General features: G+C 37.4%; 13 protein-coding genes. 1 reads left to right on the forward strand and 12 read right to left on the reverse strand.

Features of this window, described 5'->3' with window-relative positions; translation table 11 throughout:
- Positions 1-13: 13 nt before the first annotated feature.
- Positions 14-196, reverse strand: coding sequence for a cbb3-type cytochrome oxidase assembly protein CcoS (gene ccoS, locus ABD792_RS16370; protein WP_345007445.1), 183 nt, complete (start codon positions 194-196; stop codon positions 14-16).
- 120 nt (positions 197-316) lie between these two features.
- On the reverse strand, positions 317-2,713 hold the full coding sequence (locus tag ABD792_RS16375) for a heavy metal translocating P-type ATPase (RefSeq protein WP_345007446.1): 2,397 nt from the start codon (positions 2,711-2,713) through the stop codon (positions 317-319).
- A gap of 107 nt (positions 2,714-2,820) precedes the next feature.
- On the opposite strand from ABD792_RS16375, the gene ABD792_RS16380 reads away from it, so the two are divergent.
- The gene (locus tag ABD792_RS16380) at positions 2,821-3,498 is read left to right on the forward strand and encodes a Crp/Fnr family transcriptional regulator (protein ID WP_345007447.1); all 678 of its coding nucleotides are present in this window, start codon (positions 2,821-2,823) and stop codon (positions 3,496-3,498) included.
- A gap of 164 nt (positions 3,499-3,662) precedes the next feature.
- Here the strand turns inward: ABD792_RS16380 and ABD792_RS16385 are convergent, their stop codons facing one another.
- The 10 genes from ABD792_RS16385 to ABD792_RS16430 form a co-directional block, all read right to left on the reverse strand.
- Positions 3,663-6,869 carry a VPS10 domain-containing protein gene (locus tag ABD792_RS16385; protein WP_345007448.1) on the reverse strand — a complete coding sequence of 1,069 codons (3,207 nt, stop codon included), beginning with the start codon at positions 6,867-6,869 and terminating at the stop codon, positions 3,663-3,665.
- Between the two features lie 87 nt (positions 6,870-6,956).
- Entirely contained in the window at positions 6,957-7,523 is a 567-nt protein-coding gene (locus ABD792_RS16390; RefSeq protein ID WP_345007449.1) for a YdeI/OmpD-associated family protein, read from the reverse strand.
- Positions 7,524-7,527: 4 nt separating this feature from the next.
- Positions 7,528-9,171, reverse strand: a complete 1,644-nt coding sequence (locus ABD792_RS16395) for a M1 family metallopeptidase (protein ID WP_345007450.1) — start codon at positions 9,169-9,171, stop codon at positions 7,528-7,530.
- Positions 9,172-9,250: 79 nt separating this feature from the next.
- A complete protein-coding gene (locus ABD792_RS16400) occupies positions 9,251-10,582 on the reverse strand; it encodes a M28 family peptidase (RefSeq protein WP_345007451.1) in 1,332 nt (443 codons plus the stop codon).
- A 1-nt stretch (position 10,583) separates the two neighbouring features.
- Positions 10,584-11,060, reverse strand: coding sequence for a DUF6265 family protein (locus ABD792_RS16405; RefSeq protein ID WP_345007452.1), 477 nt, complete (start codon positions 11,058-11,060; stop codon positions 10,584-10,586).
- A gap of 164 nt (positions 11,061-11,224) precedes the next feature.
- A complete protein-coding gene (locus tag ABD792_RS16410; protein ID WP_345007453.1) occupies positions 11,225-13,027 on the reverse strand; it encodes an acyl-CoA dehydrogenase family protein in 1,803 nt (600 codons plus the stop codon).
- Positions 13,028-13,112: 85 nt separating this feature from the next.
- Entirely contained in the window at positions 13,113-14,303 is a 1,191-nt protein-coding gene (locus tag ABD792_RS16415) for an acetyl-CoA C-acyltransferase (RefSeq protein WP_345007454.1), read from the reverse strand.
- A 42-nt stretch (positions 14,304-14,345) separates the two neighbouring features.
- On the reverse strand, positions 14,346-14,699 hold the full coding sequence (locus ABD792_RS16420) for a four helix bundle protein (RefSeq protein ID WP_345007455.1): 354 nt from the start codon (positions 14,697-14,699) through the stop codon (positions 14,346-14,348).
- A 42-nt stretch (positions 14,700-14,741) separates the two neighbouring features.
- Positions 14,742-17,147 (reverse strand): 3-hydroxyacyl-CoA dehydrogenase/enoyl-CoA hydratase family protein, encoded by a 2,406-nt coding sequence (locus ABD792_RS16425; RefSeq protein WP_345007456.1) that lies wholly within the window; start codon positions 17,145-17,147, stop codon positions 14,742-14,744.
- A gap of 1 nt (position 17,148) precedes the next feature.
- Positions 17,149-17,604, reverse strand: coding sequence for a MarR family winged helix-turn-helix transcriptional regulator (locus ABD792_RS16430; RefSeq protein ID WP_345007457.1), 456 nt, complete (start codon positions 17,602-17,604; stop codon positions 17,149-17,151).
- Between the last annotated feature and the right edge of the window lie 86 nt (positions 17,605-17,690).

Raw genomic sequence — 17,690 nt, forward strand, 5'->3', positions numbered from 1 at the left:
AATTAAACTATTATTATTTTTTGGTTAGAATTGATTTATTGGATTTATCTTTAATGAGTTCGTCTTCGAACAGCATACGTACAGAAGGGGTATAGCTATCGTCATACTGCCCCCTCTTTACAGCAATAATAAAAGCTATAAAAAAAGTAATAGCAACGACAATGCTTATTGCCAGTAAAACATAAATAACACTCATACCTACCTGAAGTTATGGTTCAAAATTACGGTTATGTCGATTTTTAAAACATGACAAAAATCATGTTTGCAGGATTCGTTTAAATTATGTGTCATAACTTGTTCTTTTTTATGTTTTGAATTAGTTCAATTTCCGTCCTACAAGATTTGTGGTTATTGTAGTAAACACAACAATACTGATGGAACTTAAGGGCATGAGTATTGCGGCTACGACTGGTGCTAATTGTCCAGTTACGGCAAAACACAAACCAATTACATTGTATATAAATGATAATACAAAGCTCCATTTAATAATTTTTATGGCCGATTTGGATACGTTTATATAGTTGTATAATTGATTAAATTTTGCTGCATCTAAAATGGCATCGCAAGCAGGGGAAAACACGTTAACATTTTCTGATATCGCTATACCTACATTACTTTGGGCTAAAGCTCCGGCATCGTTTAACCCATCGCCAACCATCATAACATTGGCACCTTCTCCCTGATGGTATTTAATATATTCCAGCTTATCTTCTGGTTTTTGGTTAAATAGTAATTTGGTTTTAGTAGGGAGGAGTTTAGTGAGATTGTCCTTTTCGCCTTCATTGTCTCCTGAAATAATAGCGAGGTCGTATTCTTTTTTTAGAATGTTAAACAGTTGCGAAAGTCCTTTACGGTAGGCGTTGTAAAAAGTAAACTTGCCTTTGTATTTATTATTGGCGCTTATATGAACCGTCGTATTTAGGGTAGGTGTTTCGGTAACGCAACCAACAAAGGGTGCGGATCCTACTTTAATATGCTGGTTCTTGTATTGTGCTTCAATACCTTTTCCTATGGATTCTTCGTAAGTGTCTAGGGCTACTATGTTGTGCTCGTCTAAAAGGTTGTATAATGATCTGCTGAGCGGGTGGTTGGATCCTCTAAGCGTACTTTTTAGTAGCGAAGCTTCTTCTACAGAAAGCTCTGAGCCTTCATAATTAATTGTACTTTCTTTATTGGCTGTTATGGTTCCTGTTTTATCAAAAATTATTGTATTGATCTTGGCAAGTTGTTCAATGACACTTGCATTCTTAAGATAGAATTTCTTTTTTCCCAAAATACGCAGTATGTTTCCAAAGGTAAAAGGTGCGGCAAGTGCAATGGCACAGGGGCAAGCAATTATTAACACCGATGTAAATACGTTTAAAGCCTTGCTACTGTCTGTAAACAACCAAAAAGATGTTGCGATGCATGCTATACTAAGAATGGCAATGGTAAAATGTTTACTAATGCGGTTAGTTAGGTTTGTAAAGGCTGCTTCTTTATCTTTTTTAAAGACATCATTACTCCATAGTTGGGTTAGGTAACTTTGTTCAACAGATTTTAAGGTATCTACTTCTATACTACCATCTAATTGTTTACCACCTGCAAATAATTTGTCACCAGATTGCTTTGAAACGTTTTTGGATTCTCCTGTAACAAAACTATAGTCTATTCGAGCCGATCCCTTTATAAGTACACAATCAACAGGAATTAATTCTTCGTTTCTAATAAGTAAACGGTCCCCTTTTTTAATATCATATACTTGGATGGCACTTTCTTCTCCTGTATTTGTTATTTTGGTGATTCCTATTGGGAAATAGGATTTGTAATCGCGCTCGAAAGATAAGAAGGCATATGTTTTTTGTTGGAAAAATTTACCCAACAATAAAAAAAAGATAAGACCAGTAAGGCTATCGAAAAAACCAGAGCCTATATCAAAAATAATTTCTATTGTACTTCTTAAAAACAACACAACAATACCAAGAGCAATAGGCACATCGATGTTTAATACTTTAGACCGAAGACCTTTATAGGCTGATACAAAATAATCCTGACTGGAATAAAGAACAACGGGAAGTGAAAAGGCAAACATAAGCCACCTAAACAGATACTTATATTGTTCTAGCCAAAATTCACCTGTACCAGTTTTATTGGCAAACAGGTCGAAATATTCGGGGAAGGATAGGAACATAACATTCCCAAATGCAAAGCCGGCGATTCCTAATTTATAAATAAGGGAACGGTTAACTTGTTTCTTGCCAACGCTGTAATCTTCTAAGCTTATAAAGGGTTCATAACCTATACTACTTAATAGGGTGACCAATTCTTTTGTAGTTAACAATTCACAATTATAAGTAACCCTAACTGTCTTTTTTCCAAAGTTTACAATAGATGAACTTATTGCTGGGCTTAGTTTGTTTAGGTTTTCTAAAATCCAAATGCACGAACTGCAATGAATGTGTGGTATATACAAGGATACAATTTGTACGCTTTCGTCATTAAACTCCAGTAATTTGTCCAGTATTTTAGGATTCCCCAAAAAGTTATATTTCCCTTCAATATCTTTTGGGGTAGCTCCTGGAGCTTGTTGTAAATCGTAATAACAGGTTAAGTCGTTTACAGAAAAAATTTCGTAAACAGTTTTACAACCATTGCAGCAGAATGATTTATCGTCGAATGTGATATTAGAAAGTGTTGCATCTAAACCACAGTGGAAACATGTACTATGTTCCATAATATTTGCTCATTTATACCTACTGCAAATATCAAAAGTTATTGAAGATTTAAATATGATATTTGTCATGTTTTAGTTAATTTTACTGGCACCTACAAAAATTTATTATGAGCAAGTGTGAGCAATGTATTATTAAGCAATTTAATTCTCTTAAGTCTCTGACTACGGATGAATTGACACGTATTTCTAAGTGTAAAACATCCAGAATCATTAAAAAAGGGGAGGTTATTTTTGAAGAAGGGGAATCCATAAATGGCGTTTATTGTGTTAGGGACGGTATCTGTAAACTTTCTAAATTAAGTGAGAATGGTAAGGATCAAATTGTAAAGATGGTCGTTAAGGGGCAGTTATTGGGTCAACGATCACTTATCAACGGAGAAAGTTCTAACTTACAAGCAACGGCTTTAAATGATATGGAAGTCTGCTTTATACCAAGAAGTGAGATTATTAATGATTTACAAAAGAATCCAAAATTTTCTTTCGATGTTTTACAGGATATGGCAAAAGATTTAAAGGAGGCTGATGATGTTATTGTTAATATGGCTCAAAAATCGGTACGTCAACGGTTGGCTGAATCTTTAATTTATATTCATGATACGTTTGGCACCAACCCTGATGGAACATTAAGTGTTTTGCTATCCCGTGAAGATTTCGCAAACATCGTTGGAACGGCAACAGAGTCGGCCATTCGCGTATTATCACAGTTTAAGAAGGAAGGTCTGATAAGTACCGTTGGTAAGCAAATTAAGATTGAAAACATAGAAGGTTTAAAACGCATAGAATAACTCATAGAGTTATATAATAAAGAGGTCTGAAAAGTGTCATCCTATGTTTCAACAAGCTCAACACAGGCTCTGGAGCAATCTCATTAATAGTCAAAAGATTCTTCACTTCGCTAAGCTTCGTTCTGAATGACAAATTCACTTTTCAAACCTCTTTATTAATATTTTTAAAAACGGCTAAAGGTTTTCACTTCTTTAAACGGATTTGTTTTTAGTTCTTCCATGCTACTTCGATAGGATTTCCAATCTGTTTCGAAAAACGTATTGGTTTTATTTAATGCTTCATTTAGGGCATTCTTAGCATGGTCTATTAAAGCTTCTTCTGTAGAAGTTAATCCATTTGGTCTCGATCTCACATAATTACTTGCATCATTTAGACGTTTATTTACATGTGGCTCTGAATTTCTTGTAATACCCTGTCTTTTATCTTCTTTTCCTAAGAATATATCTGTTAATGCTTCGATTTGTTTAATAATGTCTTTAGATGCTTTTATATCTTCTTTGAAGGCTTCTTTGTCCAAGTTATTTAGGTCTGATTGGTATTTTTTTGCAATCTGCTTACTTTCGTTTAATTGTGTTACGGCATCACTCATGGTTTGCTGCATGGATTCAATCTTCTTTAAAGCATTGTAAATTGCATCTATTGTTGTTTTTGATTTATTAAGTCGGGGATCATTTTTTACTGTAATGTATGTTTCGGCTGTTTGGTCACCAAAGTTTAGAACCAATTTATAAGTACCTGGTTTTACCGCAACACCTCCTGGTTCACTGCTATTCTTGCGGATAGTTCGTGATGCTCGGTCGATTCCTTTTTCATTCAAATACCAAATCCATTTATGAAAGCCAGTCTTCTTGGGCGCTTTTTGTTTTAATGTTCTTATCAGGCGGTCACCATCATAGATTTTCATACTAAGCGAATCCCATTTAATACCGTCTGTTTGCTCTGTGTCATTAGTATTCTCCTCCTCGTTTTCATTATTACTGGCATTAGGTTTATTGTTTTGGTCTACAGTAATGAAATACGAAATTCTAGCACCTTGGCCTCTGTTTTCGCCATTAAACATAGCATCTGCACCAAAGCGGCTTCCTGTGGGTTGCTGGTAAGCAGCTAAATATGCTGTTGGCGGTTGGAATAGAGTCAACTTTCCTGTAAGAACCTGTGGGGTTTTGGCTAGTGCTCTTAATGGGCGAATATCATCTAAAACCCATGCTGCACGTCCAAAGGTTCCTATAATTAAATCGTGCTCTCTAGGGTGAATCACTAAATCTTTAACCGAAACTGTTGGAAAGCCCTCTGTCCATTTTGTCCATTTATTTCCTGCGTCGAGCGATATATATAAACCGTCATCTGTTCCCAAAAATAAAAGATTGGGTTCTTCAATATCTTCTACAATGCATAGGGCATAACTTTTAACATCATTTTCGTCTACAATACGTTGCCATGTTTTCCCATAGTCTTTGGTTCTGTATACATATGGCGTGTAGTTAAAGCGTCTATAATCATTAGCAATTAGTAAAGCTTCTCCTTTGTTTTTATTGGAAGCCTTTATTTGGGGAATCCAGCTACCCGAGGGTAAACCTTTAATATTTTTGGAAACGTCTGTCCAAGATGCACCTCCGTTTTGGGTAACATGTACACGCCCATCATCAGTGCCTACCCAAATCATATCTCTTTCAACGGGAGAGGGTTCAATAACCAAGATTGTGCAGTGATTTTCTGCTCCTGTTGCATCTAGAGTCAAACCACCACTTTCGTCTTGTTTTTGCTTTTCGGGATCATTGGTAGTCAGGTCTTCAGAAATAAGAGACCATGTTAAACCTTTATCTGTTGATTTATGTACAAACTGACTTCCAAAATAAAGTGTACTACTATCGAAAGGATCAATGTTTATGGCCGAATTCCAGTTGAACCGCAGTTTAACGTCTGGGTTAGGGTGTGTTGGCTTTACGGTGTAGTTATTACCTGTTTCGGAATCGTAGCGATTTACATAGCCTTGCTGACTCATAGACCATCCAAAACGGGTATCATCATTATCTGGCATGACATCAAAACCATCACCAAATGAAACTTCTTGCCAGTAGGAGTTACGTATTCCCTGAGCACGCCATACATAGGCAGGCCCTTTCCAAGAGCCATTGTCCTGCATGCCTCCGTAAACATTATATGGTATGTCGTTATCTACATTTATATGATAGAATTGGGCTACAGGCAGGTTTCCTATAAAGCGCCATGTTTTGCCTCCGTCTTTTGTAATATTCAAACCCCCATCGTTACCATCGATCATAAAATTGCCATTCGTTGGATGAATCCACCATGCATGATGGTCGGGGTGTATACCATTGCTTGTTCCATATGCAGGCATGAGTTGTGAAAAATTTTTACCGCCGTCTTCACTAACATTTACATAGGTGAATACCGAATATACCCTGTTTTCGTTTTGGGGATCTACATATATTTCTGAATAATAGAATGGACGGTTTCCTATGTCTGATTTATCGTTGACCTTTTTCCATTTAAAACCACCATCTTCACTTTTATACAATGCGTTTTTTTTGGCTTCGATAAGTGCATAGACAATATTGGGTTTGTTGGCTGCTATTGCTACACCTATGCGTCCTAAATCTCCTTTCGGCAAACCATCTTCTTCCGTTAATTTTTTCCATGTATTACCACCATCATGGGTTATATGAACTCCAGACCCTTCGCCTCCTGATTTAAAAAACCAAGGATCGCGTTTGTGTTCCCACATCGCTGCTATTAGTTTGTTGGGATTTGTTGGATCCATAATAAGGTCGGCTGCCCCCGTCTTGTTATTAGCAAATAATATTTGCTCCCATGTTTTACCTCCGTTAATAGTTTTATAAACACCACGTTCTTCATGTTCCCCCCAAGGAGAACCAATCGCGGCAACATATACAATGTCGGGATTAGTAGGATTAACAACAATCCTATGAATATGTCTCGTTTTTTCCAATCCCATAGCTGTCCAATTTTTACCGCCATCTAGTGAACGGTAAACACCATACCCTCCATTTAAACTGTTGCGTGGATTTCCTTCGCCAGTTCCTACCCATATAACACTGGGATTGGATTGCTGAACGGCTACGGCACCGATAGATGCAGTAACCTCTTTTTCAAATATAGGATCCCATTTTATACCTCCAGAAGTCGATTTCCATAAACCACCCGATGCCGTTCCAACATACATTATATCTGGATTAGAATGTACCACATCGATAGCTGTAACACGACCCGACATACCCCCAGGGCCGATACTCCGAGGGTGGTAGTCTTTTAGTAGATCCATTGTAAATTCTTGTGCCGAAAGTAGTGTAACGCACAATAACATTATAGAAGTAATAATATTCTTCACACGATTAAATTTTAGTTAGTTTTCGGAATAAAATTATACAAAAGTTAACAGGAGAGTCTTAAAAGTATGTTAAGAAGTATTTTGTGGTTATCCTCTCGATTTAATGTCCGCCTCGCAAAGTTTAATAATCTCTTGGATTCGCTTTAATCGGGTAGTATCCCGTTTGGCCTGACTCAACCAATAGAGGTAACTTTTTTTATAGGAAGGGGCAAAGTTATTATAATTTGAAAATGCCTGGGGATTTTTATTAAATGCTGTTTGCAAATCTTTGGGAATTACGCCTTTCTCAATGTCGTCAAGAGCTTTCCAACTACCATTTCTTTTAGCAGTTTCAATAATTTTAAGACCACTTTCGTGCATTAAATTGGTGTTTATAAGCTCTTTAATGTAGTTTTTATTTAGCGCGCTCCAAACACTTTTGGGTTTTCTGGGCGTAAAATACTGGCGCCGCTTGCCATCACCCAAACTTTTTACCGTAGAATCGATCCATCCGTAGCACAAAGCAACCTTAACGGCTTCTTCCCAACGCATGGATTCCATTTCATGGTCTACCTTGTAGAAGATTAAATATACTGCTTTATAAGCATTATGGTTATCATGCAACCAAGTTCGCCATTGCTCAGCTGATTTAAAATAGAGCTCAGGAATTTCCAAAATATTAAATTGGATTAACGTTAACGTAAAAATCGCGGTCTACTTCTAAACTTTCTAATTTAGAGTCTAAGGTTGTTGTTGTCCAATTGGAAGTAGGGGACAACCAAAGCTCTTTACTGTTAAGGGAAACTTGAACGGGCATGTTAAAATTACTTACGGTGTTTGTCCAACGGTATTTTAGTATTTTGTTATTTACCGAATACTCTAAAGTTGGAATTTTTACAGTTCTTAAGTATTGCTCAAAAAAGGCCGTTAGATCAATACCACTTTTTTCTGTCAGAAAATCTTCGATTTGTTTTGTGCTAACCGTTTGGTGATAAAAGGTTTTGTTCATGCCACGCAAAATTGAACGCCATTTTTCGTCATCGTTAATAAGTTGACGGAGTGTATGTAGCATATTGGCTCCTTTGTAATACATGTCACCAGATCCTTCGTTGTTTACATTGTATTTCCCTATTAATGGGCGGTCATTTTGAATAAGTTTACGTGTGCCAACAACATAATCGGCCGACGCTTGCTTTCCATAGTAATAATCCAAAAATAAATTTTCGGAATAGGCAGTAAAGCTTTCATGAATCCACATATCGGCAATATCTTTATTGGTTATGTTGTTTGCGAACCATTCGTGACCTGCTTCATGAATGATTATAAAATCGAATTTAAGCCCCCAGCCAGTACCTGATAAATCCCTTCCGAGGTAGCCCTTTTTGTATTGGTTCCCATAGGTTACACTACTTTGGTGCTCCATACCTAAATAGGGGACTTCTACCAATTTAAAGCCGTCTTCATAAAATGGATACGGCCCAAACCAGTGTTCAAAAGCTTTCATCATTTTAGGGGCATCTTTAAAATGCTCTTTTGCTTTTTCTAGGTTGTCTTTTAATACATAATAGTCGAGATCCAAAAATCCTTTTTCTCCATCGTATTTTTCGGAGAAATGCACATAATCGCCAATGTTTACATTAACACCATAGTTATTAATGGGATTAGAGACAAACCAACTATAAGTTTTGGTATCTCCATACTGTTCTACACTTCTTAATCTTCCATTAGAAACATCCATTAAATCTTTTGGAGCATTTACACTTATTAGCATACTATCTACTTCATCATACATGTGGTCCTTGCAAGGCCACCATACACTGGCTCCTAAGCCTTGGCATGACGTAGCGACAAAATCGTTTCCATTGTTATCTTTTTTCCACGAAAAACCACCGTCCCAAGGAGCACGAATGGCTTCTTTAGGATAACCTTCGTAAAAGACTTCTATGGTTTGAACACTCCCTATGTCTTGGATAGTATTCAATTTTACAAAATGGGCATTGCCATCATTCCTTACTTGCAACACTTCGCCTTCATAAAGAACTTTTGTGATTTTTAAAGGTGGTTGTAAATCTATTTGTAGCTCTTTTTGGTTGTCTATAACTTTATATTGAATGGTGTTGCTTCCGGATATAAATTTAGTATCGGGTTCTACTTTAACATTTAAATGATAGTATGTTAAATCCCACCAAGCTCTTTCTGGGGTTATAGTCCCCCTTAGGGTGTCCTGTCTGGTAAAGTCATTTTTCTCGGACATCAAGCCTTGTGCTTGAACAATAATAGAAAATAATAAAAAGGGTAATGCAAACTTGGGATTATAATTCATTCGTTTAATTTTTTGCCTAAATTAAGGAAAAGGTTCTTAATGAAATGTTAGAGACTGTTTAAAATTTATCTTTAAGGTTTTAATCTCTAATTATTTGATTAGGAAACGATACGATACTCTCAAATCCATTTTCTCCAACAGCAGTAACTCCAAAATAGTAATTGTCTATTATAATGCCATGTAAAGTAAATTCAGATACATCACCAACATACCTGCTATGTTCCCAAATAGGAGAAGTGGTGTCCCGCCAATAGATTTTATAGCCTTTGGCTCCTGTTACTTTATCCCACTTTAATTTTACGGACGGTTGCACAATACCGCCTATGGCTACTTGTTTGGGAGCAGGGGGAGCAGATGCCAAGCTAGCCAAGTTAATTGCATTGACGGCGGTTAATTTTTTTGCATAGTTAAAATTAACGTGTTCAATGACATCGCCGTATTTTATACCATTTTCTTCCCGAATGTCTTGGTGTTGTTGTGTGTAATTTTCGTGAGCTTCCATAATACGAATGCCAGCATAGCCCAAATCGTTAAATGGTTTATGATGGCCTCCGCGCCCAAAACGATCCAAGCGGTAAATAAGCATCGGGTTCATTTCTGGCATATATGTTTTTACGGTTTTATGGACATAACGCGCTAGTTGCCTGGAAATACCATCAACTTCTCCTCCGTAATAACGTCTACTTTGCCTTTCACGTTCTGTTTCTGTAGGAGGAGTGGCTTCCGAAAAAATCCTAAAGCTTCTATTATCAATAACACCATCAACACCTTTAATATTCCCTATCATATCGTTATTAAGGACACCTACGATTTCCCATTGGTTTTCCTTAGCAAACTTTGCCAGTCCCGCTCCTCCAAAGAGTCCTTGTTCTTCTCCCGATAACCCTACATAAACGATACTGCTTTCAAAAGTAAATTGACTTAAAACCCGAGCGGCTTCAATCGTGCCAGCCATACCAGATGCATTATCGTTAGCACCAGGTGCATCGATGGTGAAATCCATAGTATTACTAGCCCTAGAGTCTATGTCGCCACTCATAATAACATAGCGATTGGGATATTTCGTGCCTCTTTGTATGGCCACAACATTAACGATCCAAGCATCATGAGGCACTCTGCTATTACCTTTTTTTGTTACAAAATCTTTTTGGTAAAAGACTTCTAAACAGTTATCACATGATTTTGAAATAGCTTCAAATTCAGATTTAATCCAACGGCGTGCTGCGCCAATTCCTCTAGTGTTTGAAATGGTGTCACTAAAAGTGTTTCTTGTACCAAAACTGACAAGTGTCTGGATGTCTCTTTCTATACGGTTTGCCGAAATAGACTCAATGATATCGTAAAGTTGGTTGTGGTTTTGTGCGTTGACAAAAATGTTGGGTAACAATAAAATTATAAACAGATGTTTCATCCTAATCTTTTTTGTAATTAAATTTTACGATTTCTATTGTGCCATCTTTCTGCTTTATGTCTACGTAAACATTCATTTCTTTGTTTCCTAGTTTTTCAAAACTCATGCCTTCAAAAACGACTTTGGTAGGTGTGATTTCCTTTAAAGGAAAGTCTACCGTTTCGTCCTTGGATTCCCAACCCTTAAGGTCGTTTCCAAAATGCTTTAATTGAAGCACTAATGTATTGTTTACCTCACGTATTATTTCAATTTCATAGAAGGATACTTTATTGTTGTTTATTAACTTAAAGCAGGCCATCATAGAATCACCGGAAGGTTCGCTCCAATTTTCTTCAACAATTCCTCCAAATGCTGTTCCTTTCCAGTTACCTGCTATCCAAGAAATATTTTCGAGTTTAGGCTCTAGCTTTTGAGATGATTGAGCAAATAAGCTTGCAGGTAAGCAGATAAGGGTGAAAATAAATAAGAGTGTTTTCATGTACTTAAGATTTTTAGAATAAGCTGTAAAAAATTAATTCCTGTAAATACCTCGTGATCTTACACCGAGGTAGTTTACTAAGTTAGTGAAAATAAAAAACGCCTCATACTAATTTAGAGGCGTTTCCACATTTGCTAGTCACAAATCATTTTGAATTAGTCATATCAAAAACAATATTTATTTTCAGTTTTTAATTTTTCGGCTATGGCCAACCTTAAATCGACAATATCTGGGTAATTAGTATACTTTGTAAACCGTTTAAGCCCCATGAGCATCATCCGTTGTTCGTCTCCTTCAGCAAAGGATATAATGCTTTCCTTACCATTTTTCTCAACAATACTTACGGCATGGTACAAATAGAGTTTAGCCATAGCTATTTGAATGGTTTGCGATGCTTCGCCAAAGCGTTTTACATTTTTTTCAGTTCTTAGAATTGCCGACTCGGCCATGTAAATTTCTATTAATATATCTGAAGCGGCTATGAGTAATTGCTGGTGTTCGTCCAGATTTGGACCAAATTTTTGTACGGCTGCCCCAGCCACCATTAAAAACACCTTTTTAAGTTTGTCTATCATGACTTTTTCTTCAGAAAAAAGCTCTGAATAGTCTGGTGTTTCGAAGGATGGTATTCCCATTAGTTCTTCTTGCACTTTCATGGCAGGAGTCAATAAATCCACATGCCCCTTCATTGCTTTTTTTACCAGCATTCCAACACATAGCATACGGTTTATTTCATTGGTGCCTTCGTATATGCGTGTAATGCGTGCATCTCTCCAGGCAGCTTCCATAGGAGTGTCTTCTGAGAAGCCCATACCGCCAAAAATCTGGATACCTTCATCGGAACAATTCTGAACGTCTTCGGAAACAGCTACTTTTAGGATGGAGCATTCTATAGCGTATTCTTCAACCCCTTTTAATTCGGCTTCCTGATGGCTATTACCGGCAGCTATTCGCAAGGCAATACGATCTTCGATATTCTTGGCAGCTCTGTACGTTGCAGATTCACTTACATAGGCATTGGTTGCCATTTCTGCCAACTTTATCTTAATAGCTCCAAAGTCAATGATAGGGGTTTTAAATTGCTTACGTTGGTTTGCATACTGAACACTTAACGTAGTAATACGCCTTTGTGAATCCAAACAGGCTGCTGCTAATTTTATTCGTCCTATGTTTAATGCATTCATGGCTATTTTAAAGCCATTGCCACGTTCGGACAACATATTTTCAACGGGCACTACTGTGTCATTAAAGAATACTTGACGTGTTGAAGAGGCGCGAATGCCCAATTTATGTTCTTCTTCGCCTAGGGTAATTCCATTACTAGGGTCGTTTTCAACAATAAAACCCGTAATGTTTTTATCATCTTCAATACGGGCAAATACGATAAATAATTTGCAGAATCCTGCATTGGATATCCACATCTTTTGCCCGTTAATTTTGTAGGTTTTGCCGTCTTGGGATAGGGTAGCGGTTGTTTTTCCTGAATTGGCATCGCTACCTGCTCCCGGCTCGGTTAAACAATAGGCTCCAAACCATTCGCCTGAAGCCAATTTTGGAACATACTTTTGTTTTTGCGCTTCGGTACCATACAAAGTGATAGGCATGGTTCCAATGCCTGTATGTGCACCAAATGCCGTACTAAAAGAGCCCGTACCACTGGAAATGTAATCGCAGGTAAGTACGGTAGATACAAATCCCATTCCTAAACCACCGTAAGCTTCTGGTACGCCAACGCCAAGAAACCCCATTTCTCCAGCTTTAACCATGCAAGCTTCTGTAAGTGCATAATCTTTTGCTTCAAAACGTGCTTTATTGGGTATAATCTCACGGTCATTAAATTCAATAACCGCATCTTTCATCATGTTTTGTTCTTCTGAAAAATTTTCGGGAGTAAAAACATCGTTACAGTTAGTTTCCTTTACCAAAAACTGACCGCCGCGAAGGATGTTATTTTCTGTTGTATCCATATTCAAGTTTATATTTTAGGGTTAAGTAGCTAATGATGATGTTCTAGTTCATTTAGGAACGTTGGGATCTCACTACTCAATATTTTTAATTAAGAAATTCAAAAATGCCACAGGCTCCTTGGCCAGTACCAACACACATGGTTACAGCACCATACTTGCCTTGCATATTACGCTTACGCATTTCGTCAAATAGTTGCACCGATAATTTTGCTCCTGTACATCCAAGTGGATGCCCTAGTGCAATTGCACCGCCATTTACATTAACAATATCTGGATTTAGGTGGAGTTCCCTGATAACTGCTAAGGATTGGGAAGCAAAGGCTTCATTTAACTCTATTAGTTCCAGGTGCTCTTGTTTTAAACCTGCTTGCTTTAATGCTTTGGGAACTGCTTTTACAGGTCCTATTCCCATAATGCGGGGTTCGACACCTGCTGCTGCGTAATTAACCAAACGGGCGATGGGTTCTAAGTTTAAGGCCTTAACCATGGTTTCGCTCATTACCATAACAAAGGCAGCACCATCGCTCATTTGGGAAGAATTCCCGGCAGTAACGCTTCCATTGGCCGCAAATACGGGGCGTAGTTTTGCCAGTGCTTCCAAACTGGTTCCTGCACGCGGTCCTTCATCTTTTGTTACGGTATATGTTTTGGTTGCTTTTTTACCTTGATCGTCGATATAGGTTTCTTCTACTTCAATGGGTACGATTTGGTCTTTAAATCGGTCTTCTGCCTGCGCTCTTAATGCTTTCATATGTGAATTATATGCGAATTCATCCTGATCTACACGGGATACATTAAATTGATTGGCAACGGCCTCGGCCGTGTTTCCCATACCCCAGTAGTAATCTTCGTGACCGGCTTTTACAATATCATAATTTAATTCTGGCTTGAAACCTGTCATAGGAACGGCACTCATACTTTCGGCACCACCTGCAATAATACAATCTGCCATTCCTGCTTGAATTTTAGCTGTTGCGATACCAATGGTTTCTATTCCAGAAGAACAAAACCGGTTAACGGTTACTCCAGGCACATCGACAGAATTCAATCCCATCAAAGAAATTAAACGTGCCATATTCAACCCTTGAGACCCCTCGGGCATAGCATTGCCAACAATTACATCGTCGATAAGTGTTTTATCTAAATTAGGTAGTTCCTTCATCATATACTGAATGGTTTCGGCTGCCAATTCATCTGTTCTTTTAAAGCGAAAGACACCTTTAGGGGCTTTACCTACGGCCGTTCTATATGCTTTGACTATATATGCTTGTTTCATTTTATTTTGAGTATTGAGTATTGGGTATTGAGAAATGAGTATTCATACAATTAACTTTTTTTGTAAGACATAATTCATTTTTTGTATTTCAATACACAATTCTATAATAGGTTGTACTTTATCTTTATTTATTAGGTTCAATTCAATGACTAATAGTAATTGCGTTTGAAGTTCGTATGCTGAACCATTTGCAACACTCAAAAAGTGTTTGAATTCTTTTCGTGAGTTTCTACCAGATCCTTCAGCTATATTTGAAGGAATTGAGATAGCACTTCTCTTTATTTGAGATGTTAGTCCAAATTTTTCACCCGAGGGTAATTCTGAAATAAGCAGATATACTGCTTTTGCTAAATTTATTGATTTTTGCCATATTTTTAAATCTTCTACTTTATGCATTTCTAACTACTTAATACTAATATCTCAATACTATTAGCAACTTTAGTTGCGAAGGGGTTTTCCTGTTTTTAACATATGTTGGATACGTTCCAAGGTTTTACGTTCTGTACATAGACTCAAGAAGGCTTCCCGTTCTAAATCCAATAGGTATTGTTCGCTTACCAGAGTGGGTTCGGACAAGTCACCACCAGCCATTACATAGGCTAATTTATTGGCAATCTTATGGTCGTGTTCGCTAATATAATTTGCTGCTTCCATGGAGTCGGTCCCTACCAGGAACATTCCTAATGCTTGTTTTCCGAGCACTTTTATGTCTTTACGCTTTACAGGTTGCGTATAACCAGCATCGGCCATCAATCTTGCGTGTGCTTTGGCTGTGGCTATCTGACGGTCTTTATTAACAACTACAATGTCTTTACCTGTTTGTAACACGCCCATGTCGTAAGCTTCATGGGCAGAGGTCGCTACTTTGGCCATACCAATGGTTAAGAAGTACTCTTGAAGAATATTTAGTTCTACATCGCCTTTTCTAAATAAATCCTGCGCACGTAATGCCATTTCTTTAGAACCACCACCACCGGGAATGACACCAACCCCAAATTCTACCAAACCTATATAAGTTTCGGCTGCTGCAATTACCTTATCGGCATGCATTGAGAGTTCGCAGCCTCCACCTAAGGTCATTCCGTGTGGTGCGGCAATTGTTGGAATGGCAGAGTAGCGCATGCGCATCATGGTGTCCTGAAAGTACTTTATTGCCATATTTAGCTCGTCGTACTCCTGTTCTACGGCCATCATGAAAATCATTCCAATGTTAGCGCCAACTGAGAAATTGGCGCCTTGGTTACCAATTATTAATCCCTCGAAATCTTTCTCTGCTAGATCGATTGCTTTATTTATTCCGGCAAGTACATCGCCTCCAATGGTATTCATCTTAGATTGAAACTCACAATTTAGAATACCATCACCTAGATCTTCAATAACGACTTCTGAATTTTTCCAAACTTCGTTTGATTGTCGGATATTATTTAAGATAATAAAGGCATCTTGCCCCGGAATTTTTACTTGTTCATTATTTTTTATTGTATAACCATAGGTTGTACCATCTTTAACGGAATAAAAGGAAGTATTGCCTGATGCCAGCATTTCATGAACCCAGTTTGCAGGTTCTAAGCCTTCGTCCTTCATGATTTCAATACCCTTTTCAACACCAATAGCATCCCATATTTGGAAGGGGCCGTGTTCCCACCCAAACCCAGCTTTCATGGCGTCGTCAATTTTATACCATTCATTGGTTATTTCAGGAACGCGATACGATACGTAGGCAAATAATGCCGCAAAGCTCTTTCTGTAAAAAGTACCAGCTTTGTCTTTTCCAGAAACCAATATTTTAAAACGATCGATAACTTTATCAACGGACTTTGTGAGTTCCAAGGTAGCAAACTTTGCTTTTTGTGCACTGCGATATTCTAAGGTGTTAAGGTCTAAAGACAGAATTTCCTTTTTACCATTAGCTACATGCTTTTTATAGAAACCTTGTCCTGCTTTACTTCCTAACCATTTATTATCGATCATGGTATTGATAAAATCGGGTAACTCAAAGAGGGACAGGCGTTCATCATTCTTACAGTTGTCAGCTATTCCTTTGGCTACATGAACGAGTGTATCCAAACCAACTACATCTACCGTTCTAAACGTTGCGGATTTTGGACGTCCAATAACAGGCCCTGTAAGTTTATCGACTTCTTCAATTGTTAAATCAAGTTCCTCAACTAAATGAAACAGGCTCATAATGCTGAAAATTCCAATTCTATTGCCAATAAATGCGGGGGTGTCTTTAGCTACTACAGAGGTTTTTCCTAAAAATTGCTCTCCATAATTATTTAAAAACTCCAAAACCAAAGTATCTGTTTTGGGACCTGGAATGATTTCAAATAGTTTTAAGTATCGTGCAGGGTTAAAGAAGTGTGTTCCGCAGAAATGTTTCTGAAAATCTTCACTACGGCCTTCACTCATAAATTTAATTGGAATACCCGATGTATTGCTGGTAATTAATGTGCCGGGTGTTCTATACTGTTCAAGTTTTTCAAAAACTTGCTTTTTAATGTCCAGTCGTTCTACAACGACTTCCATAATCCAATCTACATCTGCAACTTTTGATAGGTCGTCTTCTAAGTTTCCTGTAGTAATGTTATTGGCAAACTTTTTATGGTAGATAGGAGAGGGGTTTGATTTTAGAGCAGAGGCCAACGAATTGTTTACAATTCTATTTCTTACGGTCTTATCATTAAGAGTTAAGCCTTTTGCTTTTTCGGCATCGGTTAATTCTTTTGGTATAATATCGAGTAACAATACTTGTACTCCCATGTTTGCAAAGTGGCAAGCAATTCCACTTCCCATTATACCAGACCCTATAATTGCAACTTTTTTAATTCTACGTTTACCCATTTTATTTTAAACTACTATCGTTAGCATTGTATATCTTTTTATTGGAGACCAAATCGTTAATTAATTCGGCAACTTCATAAAAATGATTTAGTTTTTCTTCTGAAATATGACTTTTTACAGTATCATTAAATATAAGCACCTTTTCTTTGGAATACTCTCGTTTTTCCCTGCCAAAGTCAGTCAAGTGGATTAAAACGCTACGGCCATCCTCTGGGTTTGGCTGTCGTTCAATCAAACCATTTTTTTCCATAGTTTTTAATATTCTAGATAAGCTGGTAGCTTCCATACCCATTTTGGGACCTAATGCTGTTGATGGCGTACCTTTTTCTGGATCTATACTCAATAATGTAAACCCTGTTGCCATCGTACTACCAAACTTTGCAGCTTCTTCATTGTACATCTTTTGAACGGCGAGCCAAGTAGTTCTTAGCACGTAATCAATAGTCTTATCTTTCATAGTTTTGTGTTGGCTAGTCAAATATATAAAAATATATTATGCATGCATAATATATTTTTGAAAAAATTATTGGAGTTTAAACAAAA

The organism is Snuella lapsa, from assembly GCF_039539345.1.
Classification (GTDB): Bacteria; Bacteroidota; Bacteroidia; order Flavobacteriales; family Flavobacteriaceae; genus Snuella; species Snuella lapsa.